At 42.9% G+C, this 15,697-nt stretch carries 16 protein-coding genes; 6 read left to right on the forward strand and 10 right to left on the reverse strand.

Annotation, left to right across the window (positions count from 1 at the left end):
- The first annotated feature begins 27 nt into the window (after nt 1-27).
- The gene (rnt, locus tag HII16_RS10565; protein WP_169129983.1) at nt 28-711 is read left to right on the forward strand and encodes a ribonuclease T; all 684 of its coding nucleotides are present in this window, start codon (nt 28-30) and stop codon (nt 709-711) included.
- Between the two features lie 137 nt (nt 712-848).
- On the opposite strand, the gene HII16_RS10570 is transcribed toward rnt, so the two are convergent.
- The 4 genes from HII16_RS10570 to fadR all read right to left on the reverse strand — a co-directional run bounded on the left by HII16_RS10570 (nt 849) and on the right by fadR (nt 3,340).
- Nucleotides 849-1,238, reverse strand: coding sequence for a hypothetical protein (locus HII16_RS10570; protein WP_169129985.1), 390 nt, complete (start codon nt 1,236-1,238; stop codon nt 849-851).
- A gap of 164 nt (nt 1,239-1,402) precedes the next feature.
- Entirely contained in the window at nt 1,403-2,008 is a 606-nt protein-coding gene (locus HII16_RS10575; protein ID WP_169129987.1) for a peroxiredoxin C, read from the reverse strand.
- A gap of 131 nt (nt 2,009-2,139) precedes the next feature.
- Nucleotides 2,140-2,472 carry a Grx4 family monothiol glutaredoxin gene (locus tag HII16_RS10580; RefSeq protein WP_135439838.1) on the reverse strand — a complete coding sequence of 111 codons (333 nt, stop codon included), beginning with the start codon at nt 2,470-2,472 and terminating at the stop codon, nt 2,140-2,142.
- A gap of 157 nt (nt 2,473-2,629) precedes the next feature.
- Nucleotides 2,630-3,340, reverse strand: a complete 711-nt coding sequence (gene fadR, locus HII16_RS10585) for a fatty acid metabolism transcriptional regulator FadR (protein WP_135439837.1) — start codon at nt 3,338-3,340, stop codon at nt 2,630-2,632.
- A gap of 307 nt (nt 3,341-3,647) precedes the next feature.
- On the opposite strand from fadR, the gene nhaB reads away from it, so the two are divergent.
- Nucleotides 3,648-5,234, forward strand: coding sequence for a sodium/proton antiporter NhaB (nhaB, locus tag HII16_RS10590; protein WP_169129989.1), 1,587 nt, complete (start codon nt 3,648-3,650; stop codon nt 5,232-5,234).
- A gap of 151 nt (nt 5,235-5,385) precedes the next feature.
- Nucleotides 5,386-5,907 (forward strand): disulfide bond formation protein DsbB, encoded by a 522-nt coding sequence (gene dsbB, locus HII16_RS10595; protein WP_169129991.1) that lies wholly within the window; start codon nt 5,386-5,388, stop codon nt 5,905-5,907.
- A 70-nt stretch (nt 5,908-5,977) separates the two neighbouring features.
- Here the strand turns inward: dsbB and HII16_RS10600 are convergent, their stop codons facing one another.
- The gene (locus HII16_RS10600) at nt 5,978-9,049 is read right to left on the reverse strand and encodes an SMC family ATPase (RefSeq protein ID WP_169129993.1); all 3,072 of its coding nucleotides are present in this window, start codon (nt 9,047-9,049) and stop codon (nt 5,978-5,980) included.
- Nucleotides 9,049-10,230 (reverse strand): exonuclease SbcCD subunit D, encoded by a 1,182-nt coding sequence (locus HII16_RS10605; protein WP_169129995.1) that lies wholly within the window; start codon nt 10,228-10,230, stop codon nt 9,049-9,051. The genes HII16_RS10600 and HII16_RS10605 overlap by 1 nt, the downstream gene beginning before the upstream one ends.
- Nucleotides 10,231-10,473: 243 nt before the next feature.
- Here HII16_RS10605 and HII16_RS10610 point away from each other — a divergent pair, with 243 nt between their 5' ends.
- From HII16_RS10610 to HII16_RS10620, 3 genes are all read left to right on the forward strand, one after another.
- Nucleotides 10,474-11,268, forward strand: coding sequence for a hypothetical protein (locus tag HII16_RS10610; protein ID WP_169129997.1), 795 nt, complete (start codon nt 10,474-10,476; stop codon nt 11,266-11,268).
- Nucleotides 11,269-11,345: 77 nt separating this feature from the next.
- Nucleotides 11,346-11,801 (forward strand): methylglyoxal synthase, encoded by a 456-nt coding sequence (locus tag HII16_RS10615; protein WP_169129999.1) that lies wholly within the window; start codon nt 11,346-11,348, stop codon nt 11,799-11,801.
- An 18-nt stretch (nt 11,802-11,819) separates the two neighbouring features.
- On the forward strand, nt 11,820-12,077 hold the full coding sequence (locus HII16_RS10620) for a hypothetical protein (protein ID WP_135439830.1): 258 nt from the start codon (nt 11,820-11,822) through the stop codon (nt 12,075-12,077).
- Nucleotides 12,078-12,161: 84 nt separating this feature from the next.
- Here the strand turns inward: HII16_RS10620 and kdsA are convergent, their stop codons facing one another.
- From kdsA to HII16_RS10640, 4 genes are all read right to left on the reverse strand, one after another.
- Nucleotides 12,162-13,004: a 3-deoxy-8-phosphooctulonate synthase gene (gene kdsA / locus HII16_RS10625; RefSeq protein ID WP_135439829.1), complete on the reverse strand. Its 843-nt coding sequence runs from the start codon at nt 13,002-13,004 to the stop codon at nt 12,162-12,164.
- Between the two features lie 15 nt (nt 13,005-13,019).
- Nucleotides 13,020-14,264 carry a DUF819 family protein gene (locus HII16_RS10630; RefSeq protein WP_169130001.1) on the reverse strand — a complete coding sequence of 415 codons (1,245 nt, stop codon included), beginning with the start codon at nt 14,262-14,264 and terminating at the stop codon, nt 13,020-13,022.
- An 88-nt stretch (nt 14,265-14,352) separates the two neighbouring features.
- Entirely contained in the window at nt 14,353-15,165 is an 813-nt protein-coding gene (locus HII16_RS10635) for a tetratricopeptide repeat protein (protein ID WP_135439827.1), read from the reverse strand.
- Nucleotides 15,166-15,226: 61 nt separating this feature from the next.
- Nucleotides 15,227-15,589 carry a SirB2 family protein gene (locus HII16_RS10640; RefSeq protein ID WP_169130003.1) on the reverse strand — a complete coding sequence of 121 codons (363 nt, stop codon included), beginning with the start codon at nt 15,587-15,589 and terminating at the stop codon, nt 15,227-15,229.
- Between the last annotated feature and the right edge of the window lie 108 nt (nt 15,590-15,697).

The raw sequence follows: 15,697 nt of genomic DNA on the forward strand, positions 1-15,697 counted from the left end.
ATCAAGGCTTGCACTGCATTCGCTGTTATGGATTCTGAAAAATCACTTTTTGCCCGCCGTTTTCGCGGCTACTACCCCGTCGTAATCGACGTTGAAACCGCAGGCTTTAATGCCAAAACCGATGCTTTGCTTGAGATCGCCGCCAGTATCTTGCACATGGATGAAGTTACCGGTTTGATGTCGATAAAAGAAACCTTATGTTTTAATGTTAAGCCATTTGAAGGTGCCAACTTAGAGCCAGCGGCGCTTGAATTTACAGGTATCGACCCACACTGTGCGTTACGTGCAGCCATCGATGAAGCGGAAGTATTAAAAACTATCTTTAAACGTATTCGCAAAGAAATGAAAGGCTATGGTTGCAAGCGCGCGATTATGGTCGCTCATAATGCCGCTTTTGATCTGGGCTTTGTCAATGCCGCAACGGAACGTTGTAATATCAAGCGCAGCCCGTTCCACCCATTTGTTAGCTTTGATACAGCAAGTCTATCAGGATTGGCGCTAGGCCAAACAGTATTAGCCAAAGCATGTGAAAGTGCCGGCCTGGGCTTTGATAACAAAGAGGCACATAGCGCGTTATACGATACCGAGAAAACCGCTGAGCTATTTTGTTTTATCGTCAATAAATGGCAACAACTTGGTGGTTGGCCGATTGCTGAAGAAGCAGAACAAGCGCAAGAGACGAAACCTGAAGACGGTTCTGACGCGAGTTAGAGTTATCTATTTAACCGATATAACGACTCATACGCAACCAAATCCTTACTTATCATGCACCTATGCATAACTGGGCACAAATTGGGCACAACAATGCATAGGTATACACTTCTATATATGTGATTAACAGTATTTGGTTACGAGCTTTTCGCGCCGTAACGCATCAAGTTTATCCGTCTAGACTGACGTCGTACATACATAATTTTTAATGCAAACAATGCCAATGGTAAAGCGATGCCAATACCAATGGCGTCAGCCTTATATTTTACCAAGACAATCGATACCGCAATAAAAGCCCAAGGATAATACTCATAGACGAATTGTGGCAAACGCAAGCCAGGCACAGTTTTACTTATACGGGTTTGACGTCGATAGTCCGAACGCATAACCGACACCATTGCTGATGCGACATATAACAATAAAGCCGAGGTATGCGCGATGATATCATCGAAGCGAAAAAAAAGCGCAACGCTGGCTCCGAAATAAATCAGCGGTAGCTTTTCATAGATAGGTTTACTTAGTCTCATATTGTCATTCCATGATCCGTTATTATTTTACCCCTTACGACATTGAAACTAATGTCAGGTAAATAAACGCGCAGGAAGGTTGTTACTCCCTACTTCCTTAGTCTAGTCTACAAAAAAAAAGCTGCTTAAAAAAGCAGCTTTTGCAAAAATGTTTAAATTAATGCTTATAATTCGTCAGCATTATCAGAAAGGTAAGATGCAACACCTTCTGGAGAGGCTGTCATACCCTTGTCACCTTTGTTCCAACCCGCTGGACATACTTCGCCGTGCTCTTGGTGGAAAGAAAGTGCATCAATCATACGCAACATTTCGTCAACGTTACGACCTAATGGCAGATCGTTAACCACTTGGTGGCGAACATTACCTTCTTCATCGATTAGGAAAGAACCACGGAAAGCTACACCAGCTTCTGGGTGCTCAACGTCGTATGCTTGACAGATTTCGTGTTTAACGTCAGCAACTAGAGTGTATTGAACTGGACCAATACCACCTTCGTTAACTGGCGTGTTACGCCATGCATTGTGAGAGAATTGAGAATCGATAGAAACACCGATTACTTCAACGCCACGGCTCTTGAAATCATCCATACGGTGATCGAATGCGATCAACTCTGAAGGACATACAAAGGTGAAGTCTAGTGGATAGAAAAAGATAACTGCTTTTTTACCTTTGATGGCTTCGCTTAAGTTAAAGCTATCAACAATTTCACCGCTTCCTAGTACAGCTGCAGCAGTAAAGTCAGGTGCTGAACGACCTACTAATACACTCATGGTTTTCTCCATTTTCGTTAACGCTAATGATTTAGCTAAATAAAATTATTATTTGGCGCAACAATATATTGCACGATAAACCTGTAATTAAATATGGCGATGATTATCGCAATTACAAGCTCTTTATTGAATTATTCTGCGTCTTTATATTTTTCTGCGGTTTCTTTGATCAAAGGCTGTAGTTCACCTTGTTGAAACATTTCTAAAATAATGTCACAACCGCCTACAAGCTCACCATCTACCCATAATTGTGGGAAAGTCGGCCAGTTTGCATATTTTGGCAGTTCTGCGCGAATATCTGGGTTTTGAAGAATATCAACATAAGCAAATTTCTCACCACATGACATCAATGCCTGAGAGGCTTGCGATGAAAAACCACAACTCGGTAGCTTAGGTGAACCTTTCATAAAAATTAAAATAGGATTTTCAGCAATTTGCTGTTTGATTTTTTCGATAGTTTCCATAGATTCCTCTAACAATCTTGCCTGCGCCAGGCACAAGGAAAGCGCACCAATTAAAAGTCTGACTAGTTTACTAGGGTTTAAGGTAAAACGACAACCGCTTTTCAACGATTGTCGTTATTTTTTAGATCACTTTTGTCTATAAGAGTTGAATAACTACTTATTGGGCTAGCTCAGTTAATACCTGATCTTTAATTTCATTCCAAACTGGAATTTGCATTAAACCGTGTTCACGAACCGCATACACTGATTCGGTAAATTCACCTTGCTTAGCGAGTTCAATCAAACGCTTATAAAAATCAATACTGATTTGTCGTGCATTTTGGTTGGCAAAATAAATACCACCCAAGCGCGAGTATAGATTTTTAAAACCATTAAGAACCAAAACATAGATTGGATTATTCGATGCCAGCGCTAAGTCATGATGCAATTGGTAATCTTTTTCCGCGAATGTTTCACCGTCATCGGATGCATCGATGGCATTTTCTAACAACTCAATCACTTTATCAGGGTTGTTTTTTATCGCACCACGAATATAGATTGCACTGATATTGGTACGAGCCGACAATAAGTTTTCAACCAAATCAGGAATGCCTTCTTGGTCCAGCTCGGCTAATCGACCAAGGATATTTAGACCACATGTTTCCCAAAAATTGTTTACTTTAGTTGGTTTACCATGCTGAATCGTTAACCAACCATCGCGAGCGAGTCGCTGTAGGACTTCTCGCAAGGTGGTACGAGTAACGCCGATCAGCTCAGATAACTCTCTCTCGGCAGGCAATATAGATCCCGGTGGGAAGCCACCGTTCCAGATAGATTCAACAATATATTGTTCTGCAAACCCTGCTGGACTTTGCGCTTTTATAATCATTTATTATTCCATCGCTAGGTCCTATTTTAATAACAACGGATGTTGCTTGGACCCAAAAACTGTTGATATGTTAGTGCTTATATAAACTGATTGTACCAGACTCTGTCAAGGTAAAATACTCGTTAAATCTCGTTAAATTTCGTTAATAAAAGCTAATTAGCAGTTTACCGAATGCTATCAGTACTTTAAAATACGGGCGCTTTAAAAAAATACCACCTACATTTGTACAAATGTCTGTAAAACACTGTAATCAGTGGTTAAATATCGTACAAAATGTATTTATTACCGAGTAACTAGAGGCTGCGGCATGCAACAATCCTACTCACAAGCTCTGTTTAAGAACTTTCTGGGGCAAGCACCACAATGGTATAAACTGACGATTGTCGGTTTTTTAATCCTCAACCCTATCCTATTTTTCTTTATCTCACCTTATATCGCAGGTTGGGCATTGGTACTTGAGTTTATCTTTACCTTGGCCATGGCTCTAAAATGTTATCCGTTGCAACCTGGTGGTTTGTTAGCTATTCAAGCTGTTGCAATTGGCATGACGACGAGCAGTCAGGTGTTGCATGAAATTGAAGTGAATCTTGAAGTACTGTTGCTACTGATCTTTATGGTTGCCGGCATTTATTTTATGAAAAACTTGCTGCTGGTGATGTTTACTAAAATCATAACCAAAATTCGCTCTAAGATTGTGGTGTCATTTATGTTCTGTTTCGCCAGTGCATTTTTGTCGGCTTTCTTGGACGCATTAACCGTTATAGCAGTTATCATCAGTGTTGCCGTAGGCTTTTACTCGGTCTATCACAAAGTCGCCTCAGGCAAACACCATACCCATAATCACGATTCAACCACCGATGACGAATTGCCGGATTATTCTCGTCAAGATCTAGAACAATTTCGCGCCTACCTAAGAAACCTATTAATGCATGCCGGTGTTGGTACAGCGTTAGGTGGGGTAATGACCAAGGTTGGTGAGCCACAAAACTTGATTATTGCTGAGCAGTCCGGCTGGGAATTTATCGAATTTGCGATTCGTATGTCGCCTGTGACCATCCCTGTATTGATTGCCGGTTTGCTCACGTGTGTTTTGCTTGAGAAGTTAAAATGGTTCTCATACGGTGTCCATTTGCCAGACAATGTACGCAAGATTCTGGTAGATTTTGATGCAGATGAAACGGCATCGCGTACCCGAGCGGATAATATGAAGTTAGTTGCCCAAGGTGTCATTGCGCTTTGGTTGGTTATCGCTTTGGCGCTGCATTTGGCGTCCGTCGGTCTGATTGGTCTAACGGTCATTATTCTTGCCACGGCATTTACTGGTGTCATAGAAGAGCATCAAATCGGCCACGCTTTTGAAGAGGCGTTGCCGTTTACCGCGCTATTAGCGGTATTTTTTGCGGTGGTTGCGGTTATTATTGACCAGCAATTGTTCACGCCTGTGATTGCTTGGGTGCTAACCTTTGAGGGCGATATGCAGTTGGTTATGTTTTATCTCGCCAATGGCTTCTTGTCGATGGTCAGCGATAATGTATTTGTCGGTACGGTTTATATTACCGAAGTGAAGAAAGCCTTAATTGAAGGTCAAATTACTCGAGACCAATTTGATATGTTAGCGGTTGCCATTAATACAGGTACAAACTTGCCATCGGTTGCAACACCAAACGGTCAAGCGGCATTCTTATTCTTGTTAACCTCTGCCTTAGCGCCGTTGATTCGCTTGTCATATGGCCGAATGGTTTACATGGCTTTACCGTATACCATTGTCTTAACGATAGTTGGCTTGATTACCATTCAATCAGGGATGTTGGTTGAATATACCGACCTGTTTTATGAGATGGGCATTATTGAGCATCATTCGATCGTAGATGGCAGTGGCGATTTGGGCCATTAATCATTGCTTACAGAAAAGCGCCTAATTGGCGCTTTTTTTATGGCTAAAATGCCGTTAAATTGTTGATTAAGATCAGCAATCACCGTATTGTTTGCTGAGATAATTTTCTAACATAATCGTTATAAAAAAATACTTAACAGGCAGGAAGTTAATGCTTAAAAAATTAAACGACTTTGTTCTCAACCCGCTTTCTTGGTGGCTATTAGCGTTATCGGCGCTTGGACTCGAGCTTAGCGCTCTTTACTTTCAATATGGCATGAAGCTAGAACCATGCATCATGTGTATTTATCAACGCGTTGCCATTTTGGCGATCATGGTGGCCGGTGTCATTGGTGCCGTTGGCAACAAATATACCTTACTACGATTAATCGGCTTTGCAATCTGGGCGGTTGGCGCCATTTGGGGTTTAGCTCTGGCGGTTGAGCACGTTGACATTCAAGCCAATGCAGGCTCGCTGTTTTACACCTGTGATCTGGTGCCTAATTTCCCAAGCTGGATGCCACTGCACGAATGGATACCATCATTATTCGAAGCCACTGGTGACTGTGGTGAAATAAGCTGGCAATTCATCGGCTACTCTATGCCGCAATGGATGGTCGTTGTTTATGGTGTTTACACCGTATTGTTTGCGATTTTCTTTATCAGTAGAGTGTCACAATTATTTAAAAAATAATGGTCATATATTACGACAAAGGGGCCAGGAGGCCCCTTTTTTATTACTTGCTGACGTAAATGCTTATGGGTTACACCGTCATGCTAATAGCACTGCCATCACGCTGACTCTTAACATCGATTCGCTTAGCCATTTGTTCTTTTAGCTCACTGACATGGGATATGATGCCGATAGTGCGACCCGTTGCCTGTAAGTCAACTAAGGTTTGAATGGCCAACTGCAGTGAGTCTTGATCTAAGCTGCCAAAACCTTCGTCAATAAACAAGGTATCGAGCACGATTCCTCCTGAGCGCTGCTGAACCACGTCACTTAGCGCCAACGCCAGCGCCAAAGACGCCATAAACGATTCGCCACCAGATAAGGTTGCAACCGGCCTTGCTTTGCTACTGTAACTATCAAATACCGCCAAATCTAAGCCCGCTGTGACATTGCGCTTCTGCGCACTTTCGTCTTGACGTAGTAATTGATATTGGCCACGACTCATCAGATGCAATCGTTTCGAGGCAATGGCTAACACACTGTCGAGTAAGTCGGCGAGAACGAAGCGTTCTAATGACACCCTTACGTTGCCACGACCAGACGCCGCCAAAGCCAGATTTCCTATCACCTCATATTGACGCTTATTGTCACTTTGTTGATTTTCAATGGCGCTGATTTTGCGTTGCGCATCAAGTAATCGGTTATGCTGCATTGTGGTTTGTGAAAGCAGCTGTTCTGCGGCAATTAAGTTCTGCTGGGCAAGGTCGAGTTTTTGTTGCAAAGCGTCAAGATTGGGTTGTTGCTTTTGCTCAAGCTGTTGCGCAAGAGCACTAATTTGCCCTTTTATTTGCTCGCGTTGCTCTTTGTGCTGGGTAAGTTGTTGCTGCAAGGCAGCAACCTGCTGTTCATCGAGTTCGACCTCTTTAAACGCCTGTTCATTAGCAAAACCATGTTGCTCTAGCGCCGCTAACCATACTTGCTGTTGTGTATTAAGACGAGCGGATACTGTCGTTATATTCTGCTTGCCCTGATCAATATTTGCATTGATTGCGGTGACTTGTTGCAACAATGCCTGCACCGCCTTTTCAGTCTCGTTATGAGTTTGTTCTAACTGAGATATTTGTGCAGTCAATTCGGCTATTTCGGCCTCTAATACGCCCGCTTTACGGTATTTCTCAGCAAGCGTCTCACTGGCTTGTTGCAGTGCTTGTTGAGCACTGGCTTTGGCAGCAACCAGCGTAGGCAATTGTTGGTTTAATTGCTCAATATTATGTGCAAGCGGCGCTAATGATTTGCTCATTTTTTGCTGGTTTATTTGCCATTTTTTGATGTTATCGGCAACCGTAGTCAACTCCTGAATACGCAGCTCAAGTCGACTAACATGCTGCCTTACCTCAACGCTATCGGCGGAGGGTTTATCAACAAATTGTTCTTTAAGCTGTTGATTAATTTGTGCAATACGTTGTTCGAATTGGTGACTTAGTAATTGTTGTTGCTGTTGATTGGTATCCGATTTTGCTAATCGTTGTTGCTGCTGTTGCCAAGCTGTTTGCGCTTGCTCCAACGTTGCTTGATCAACGTTGTTATCGCCATTTGCCTGACATGGCGCAGGATGCACAGAGGAACCGCACACTGGACATGGCTGGTTTATCTCAAGTTGAGCGGCCAATACTGCCGCTTGATTGGCATGATAATGACTCGCTTGTTGATGATAATGCTGCTCAGCTTGTTGCCATAGTCGATATTGTTGCTGGTAAGCCTGTTGCGCTTGCTTTAAATCGTTTTGAGTGCGTGCCAGCTTTTGATTGAGCTGATCTCGTTCGTCCAATAATATTGCTTGCTGCTGTAAATTTTTCAATTCAAGCATTAACTCGTTTTGCTGGCCCAGTTGTTGTTGGCTTTGTTCAATTAACAGACGGCCTTTTTCACTGCGCTCGGCAATGGATTTATGCTCTTGTTGTTTGCTTTGCAGTAATAATTGCGCGTCTTGCAATGCCTTATCGTGGTCTTGATAATACTGCTGAGTATGGGCAAAACTTTGCTGCACTGGTAACAAGGACTTTAACCCAGCAATACGATGTAATACCTCATCCCGTTGTTGCAGTTGTTGTTTGGCCGATTGCCATTGCTGTGTGGCATGTTGATGTTGTTTGTTAAGCTCAAGTTGCTCGTTTTGCCACACCTTTTGCTGCGTTTCAATTTGTTGAACGTCAGCCTTTAGCTGGGCTAACGCTTGTAATTGCGGCTTAATTTTTTGTGCTGTTAACGCCAGTTCAATTTTCTGCGCTAAAGCCTGCATAGCCTCACGTTGGCTTTCTATTGCGGTGAGTTTTTCAGTCGCTATGGCATGCAACTGAAACTGCTTACTTAAGCTTTCGCCATCTTTATATTGGCCTAAGCATAATTGACGATTAGCGTCTTCAATATGTTTGGCTTGCTGTTGCTGCTCGCACAATTGTTGTTGCTGTACAATTTTGTCCTGCAGTTGTTCATTACTGTCGACCAACACTTCGCTCAATGTTTCATCAATCTTACTTTTAAATTGACTGTATTGGCGCTCAATTTGCAGGGCACGCTCTTTAATTTGCGTTTCAATTTTTTGATAAATATCGGTGGCAAATAGCGTCGACAAAATCGCTTGACGGTCGCTTGAGTTGGCCAGTAGCAATTCGCGAAATTTGCCCTGTGGTAATACCATGACTTGGCGAAACTGATCCGCGCTTAATCCGACAATTTGTAAAATGTATTCGTCGGCATCCTTTTTCTTTTTGGCGACGAGCAGCTGTTCTGTGCCATCGTCAAGCAACTGCAATAATTCTGCGGTGGCGTTGTGTTTGACCAATTTATCGCCGCGTTTACCCGCTCGCATTTGCGAAGGTGTTCGGGTTATTCGATAGCGCTTGTCTTTAATGGCAAATTCTAGACCAACTGAGGTCAAGGTATCATCGCTAGCATGATCACTGCGAATGCCCTGCTCTTTGCGCGCTTCGTCGGTCGTTTCGCCATATAAGGCGTAACATATGGCATGTAACACCGAAGACTTTCCCGCGCCGGTTGGGCCATCTATTAAAAACAGTGGGTTATCACCTAGGCAGGTAAAATCAACTGTCTGCGTTTTTGCAAAAGGGCCGAATGCGCTGATGGTTAAATTAATCAGTTTCATTATTCGCCCTCCTTATGTTGTTTCGCTTGATCAATACAGCTGTGTAGCAAATCACGTTGCGATTGGCTTAAATCCATGCCCATCACTTGTTGATAAAATTCAGCAAACACATCGGCTTCGGATTTTTGATTATCAAAGGCAATTGGCTGATGTTGCTGCTCACTTTGAGCGAAATTAACCCGTTCGAGTTGCAAGACATTTGGGTAAACCGAGCGTAATTGCCCCATAGGATCAAGCATGATTTCAGTATCGGTTAGTTTGGCAAGATAATAATCATCGCTCGCTTTACCATGCTCTTTTATATGATTCTGGCCTTGCTCTATTAATTGTTGCAAGGTGCCTTCGAGCACTTTGACGTCGCGTTTCGCGATTAATGGTAGTGAGGTCAAGACGATGTCTTTGCCGGATTCTAGTTCAACCAAGGTGACCGCTTTTTGTTGTTTACATTCGGAAAATGAATACTTTAATAACGAGCCAGAGTAGCGAATATGTGGTTTACCCTTATATTGTGGTCCATGTAAATGACCAAGGGCGACATAATCAAATGGCTCCAAAGGCTGCCAGCTCACTCTGTCTGCTCCACCGATCGATAACGGTCGCTCTGAATCGGACTCGCTGGCGCCATCAAGAAAACAATGTGATATCAATACCGCCGCCATATCACTATGGTGCAAATTTTTATGGGCCAATATTTGCTGCGCACAATAACTGTGAGCCTGATCGTAACTGCGAATTGTTTGTGCGTTATCATCGTCAGTAAAGGTCAATCTAACTTCACTTGGATCATGATATGGCACCCCATAAAAAGCCACTTTCTGACCGGCATTTTCGACGATAACAGGTTGTTCGATGTCCGCTAAGTCGGCAAGAATATGCACGCCAGCGTGCTGCATTTGCTTAGCACCAAAACGCAGACGTTTGGCACTATCGTGATTACCGCTGATCATTATAGTGATCACGTTAAGCTGCTGAATTTCATTAATAAAATCATCAAGGATTTGCACCGCTTCGGCTGGCGGCACAGAACGATCGAAGACATCGCCAGCGATAATTAACGCATCGACCTGATATTCGACTAAATAGCGCTTTATTTGTGCCAACACGTATTGCTGATCATCAAGAAGAGATTGGTTTTGAAACAACCGGCCAATGTGCCAGTCAGAGGTATGAAGAAAGCGCATCCTGTGTCTTTTTATTTAAACGACAATATTGATAACAAGATTATGCCAGAGATAAAGATGAGTGCACATAATTAATAGAGGAAAAAAACGGCCAATGCCAAGTTTTGCTGTTGATTGATGCTGGCGCGTATTTTAGTGCTAACGCAGTGCTTAATGCCCAGCTTGCTGTGATGCTCGTTGTTGTCCTTGTTGACGAGATAGTTACATGCTACATTGCCTTTTTTAATACTGATTCAACTCGCAATGCTAGCATCATTATTTAAACCATCTCCTCTTCTCGATGCAGACTCAAAACAGTGGCTAATCGATACCTTTATTTGGGCCGTCGAAAACTTTGGCGAATCCTATTTCAAAGAACAAAGCCAGCTGATATTACCAACGAACACTTTCTATCCGGGTAAAGTCAGTAGCATTGAAGAAATGACGCAATTGGTGTTTCGTAATACTCTAGATTATGCCGGTATGCAGGATTGGCCAATCAGCCTCTATTCACCAGAGCAATTCGCGCAATTACCGAACATCATGCCACAACTTGGTTTTACAGACGCACTGCGCGGTAATGATATTCAGGTCAGTCATAATGACTACCAGCAAGGCTCCGCTATGCGTATCCCGCTGAGCTTTAACCCACAACAAATAAATCAACCGCAAGACCTAGTTGCTACTATGGTGCAACAGTTGTCAGCGGCGTTAATACAGTATCGAAAATCGCCGATCCCAGGTTCAGAAAAACTCGCACCTCAAGCGGTCGATGTTGTTGCTAGTGTAATGGGCTTTGGTGTTATATTTGCTAATACTGCGTATCAATTTAAAGGTGGCTGTGGCAGTTGCTATAACAAAATGGCGAATCGACAAGCCAGTTTACCGGAAGCGGATACGGTATTCACGTTAGCGCTGTATTGCGTGGCCAAAGGTATAGATAAAAAACACGTTGTTCCTCACCTAAAATCACATTTACGTGGCCATTATAAGAAAGCCATCAAAGAGTTATCAAAGGATGGGATTAACGATTTAGCCAGTATGAAACTGCATCGGTAATGTTTCATAGTCAGTTAACACTTGCCCTGAGCGTGAAAAAGGCTTACAACAGAGTAAGACACATATAGGACAGGCAAATGAACTATAAACAGGTTACCACCGCTGCCAACAAAAATATTGCCTTGGTTGCCCATGACAATATGAAAGCAGCATTGATTGATTGGTGTAAACAACACAAACAACAATTGATTAAACACAGGCTTTTTGCCACCGGTACAACGGGCGCGCAATTAGAACAACAAGCAGGGTTGGATATCAATAAGCTAATTTCAGGCCCTCTTGGTGGTGATCAGCAGATCGGTGCACTAATTACCGAGCAAGAAATCGATATGATGATTTTTTTCTGGGATCCACTCGAAGCACAGCCACACGACCCTGATGTCAAAGCACTACTGCGACTTGCTGCTGTATGGAATATTCCTGTCGCCTGTAACATATCAACAGCAGATATGTTGATTACATCACAGCTGTTTAATGCGCCAATGCAAAAACAAATTCCCGATTACGACGCTTATCTTACTACGCGTACGTAGACGAAAAGAGGAAATATTATGTTAGCCGCCCTGCTTGTTCCATTTATTCTCATCGCCTCAGGTCTTTTTTGTTTAAAACACACCTTGGCACTTAGGGACAAGCAAAAGCTCATGAGCTACATCAGCTGCAACCCTAAAGCCAAATATTGGGTGAACCGTTACGGTACCGACAAGGTACAACAAGTTTGCAGTAACAAATTGCTGCCATTAGCCGTCACTGTGTGCCTGTTGATCATGTTGACAGGTTTTATCGCTATGATTAATTTAATGGCGTAAACGCAACAACAAAAACGCAAAAATAAAACAGTACAAACAAAAAAAGGAACGCTTTAGCGTTCCTTTTTCGTTATGACAATATCATTAACCAGTAACTAATGGTGGGAATGATTTAACCAAGTCATCAACGGCTTTCATTTGCGCTAAATACGCTTCTAATGCATGTAATGGTAACGCACTCGGTCCGTCACATTTTGCTTGGTCAGGATCAGGGTGAGCTTCAATAAACAAGCCAGCAATACCAAGCGCCATACCAGAACGAGCCAATTGTGCCGCTTGAGCACGTCGACCACCTGCTGAATCTTCACGACCACCAGGCTTTTGCAACGCGTGCGTGGCATCAAATATAACCGGCGCCATAGATCTCATCTCATCCATGGCTAACATATCAACAACAAGGTTATTGTAACCGTGGCAGCTACCACGCTCACACAAGATAATATTTTCGTTGCCCGCTTCACTGAACTTTTTAATGATGTGACGCATTTCATGAGCCGCTAAAAATTGTGGCTTTTTCACGTTAATCACCGCTCCGGTTTGTGCCATCGCAACCACCAAATCGGTTTGACGAGCCAAGAACGCTGGTAATTGAATCACATCAACCACTTCTGCCACCGGTTGTGCTTGATGGGTTTCATGCACATCGGTAATGATAGGTACGTTAAACGTTGATTTGATTTCTTCAAAAATTTTCAACCCTTCTTCCATACCTGGACCTCGGAATGAATGTACCGACGAGCGGTTGGCTTTATCGAACGATGCCTTAAACACATAAGGAATGCCCAGTTTGTTGGTCACTTCAACATAATGTTCAGTGATCTTTAATGCCAAATCTCTTGATTCAAGTACATTCATACCGCCAAACAAGACAAATGGCTTGTCGTTAGCAACACTGACATTGGCAAAATCGATAGTTTGTAAACCCATGATAATCCTTAATAATTACGAGATAGTTTGTAAAATTTGACCACAAAACCAGGCGGCAAACGTACCCAAAGTATAACCCAGTACCGCCAATAACACGCCCACAGGAGCGAGTGATGGATGGAATGCTGAGGCGACCACAGGTGCTGACGCTGCGCCGCCAACATTTGCCTGACTGCCGACCGCCATATAAAACAACGGTGCTTTAATCATTTTAGCAACGAACAGCATCAATGAGGCGTGAATCGCCATCCAAATGATACCAATAACAAAATAAATTGGTGCGTCGGCAATCATGGTTACGTCCATCTTCATGCCGATAGAAGCAATCAATATATACAACATTGCCGAACCTACTCGTGAGGCACCGACCCCTTCGAGCTTGCGAAAACGAGTAAATGATAGGCCAATTCCGACAACCGTGGCAAACACGATCATCCAGAAAAACTTGCTATGGAAAGATAAACGGTCAAGAGTCGGGTAATTATCGACCATGAACGGCGTTATCAGGTCGGCAAAGATATGGGCGAAACCTGTCACACCAAAACCAATCGCCAGAATAATCATCAGATCATTTAAGGTTGGCATACGGGCGTGTTGTTGTTGGAAGTTTTCGACCTTTTCTTGTAAACGGGTAATTGCGCTGGTATCCGCACCAGATTTTGCGTCTATTTGTTTGGCATTTGCCGCCAAAATAAGCACCACGGCCATCCATAAATTGGCAACAATCACATCAACGGTGATCATAGCCGAAAATATTTGATCACCGACGCCATATATCTCTTTCATTGCTGCTTGGTTTGCACCACCGCCTATCCATGAGCCAGCAACAGTCGTTAAGCCTCTCCATACGGCCTCAGGCCCATCGACACCCAATAACTCTGGTGTAAACGAGGAGACAATAAGCAAAGCGATTGGACCACCAATAATGATGCCCACCATGCCAGTAAAAAACAGAATAATGGCTTTTTTGCCAAGTCCGGCGATGGCTTTTAAATCAACACTCAGGGTGAGCAACACCAAGCAAGTCGGCAATAAGAATCGCGACGCAACGTAATAAAGATTAGATTCTTTACCACTGATGATTCCAAAGGTGTTTAATAATGATGGTAAGAAATAACACAGTAATACTGCTGGCACGATAGAGTAAAAACGCTGCCAATGTCGGTTGGTGGAATTCGCGGTATAAAATACCAAACCAAGCATGATGGCCAGTAAGCCCAATACTGACGCATCGTTAGTGAACATTGTGGTTGTTTCCATAAAATCTCCCTATTTAGCCACGACGCAGGCTACTTTTTTATTATTATTGTTGCGGCAGTCCGGCTGCCGCTTTAATTTATCTAGTGTGCTAGTGAACCTTGCTATCGGCAAGGTGGATATTTTCCAACTGCATTTTCAATAATTGAGCTTCCGGCTCATCCGGACATTTGTCCAGATAGTACTTATAATCATCAAATGCCACTTTGTAGCAATCGAGTTGCTGCAATAAGAAACCGCGATCACGATGATGATACGGGTCGTGAGGCTCTAACGCTAAAACCAACTCAACCAGAGTCAGTGCATCAAAATAACGATTTTCACGTATTAAGGCATTCTTAACACTGAGTAAGTATTGCACCAATAACTTGTTATCGCTGATTGGTTCTAACGACGCATGTTCGTCTTCATTGTCATCATCGTTTAAACGCTGATCTAATTCCATCCAGCTGATTGGTTTACCATCAATGCTGTGGAAAATTATCGCATATTCATCGTCACAAATGATGCGTAACATCACCTGGTCTGGCACATAAACGGCTTCAGCATGAAAACCACAGGCACGCAGAATATGCAAAATCATCAAGTTTTTTGCCGCTGGAGCCAATGAACGATACGCCATACCATGGTTTAATTGATGTTCGGCGATGGTCCAGTTTTCTTTGTGTTCGCTGACAAATAATTGTTCAACAAAAATCAGACGCAATAGGCGTTCTGCTCTATCTAATGGATCATCTATATCGGTTAGCTTGTCAGCAAAGTAATCAATAAAACCATTGATGTCTTCCATATTCATCTGTGAGTCCGCATGATCATTCAAAAGGACATGCTGCTCAATCAAACACAGAGCTTGAGCTAAGTCGACTTGTTTGGCTTTCAGTTCTGCCAATAATAAATCTTTCATTAATTTGAATACTCATTACCCACTCAGGGGTACCACAATAAGTTGTCGCTACTTTGTTCGTTTAAAGTAGAAAATTTTGTTTGGTCATGGCCAATCTGGCCACTAAAATCACCCAGCCCATTGCGCCTAGGTAACCGATAATTCGCATGGTATTGTTACGCGCAAGCTTTAAGGTGTAATAACCGGTAAAGATGTAAGCGACTACGGCCAGTAACTTTTCCGTCATCCACGGCACTTGGCCTGGGTATAAGGCGTATTGCACCATCATGATAATGCCCACCACAAATAATAACGTGTCGATGACATGCGGGGTTATCTTTAACCAACGCGCTTGTAACTTCTCTGGTTTGGTCATTTTCAGTGCAAAGCGAAAAGTAAACAAAGCGATACTCAACGCCGCGAGTGTCATATGCAAATGCAACATCTAAAACATCCAAGATATTTTGCAAAAATTGGCGGCTAGAATAGCATAATTAAAGGGTTTTGTAATGTTTTGCGCTCTAACAGGTTAATGCTTGGCTTTCAAACAATA

The sequence above is a fragment of the Thalassotalea sp. Y01 genome, from assembly GCF_012932945.1.
GTDB lineage: Bacteria > Pseudomonadota > Gammaproteobacteria > Enterobacterales > Alteromonadaceae > Thalassotalea_A.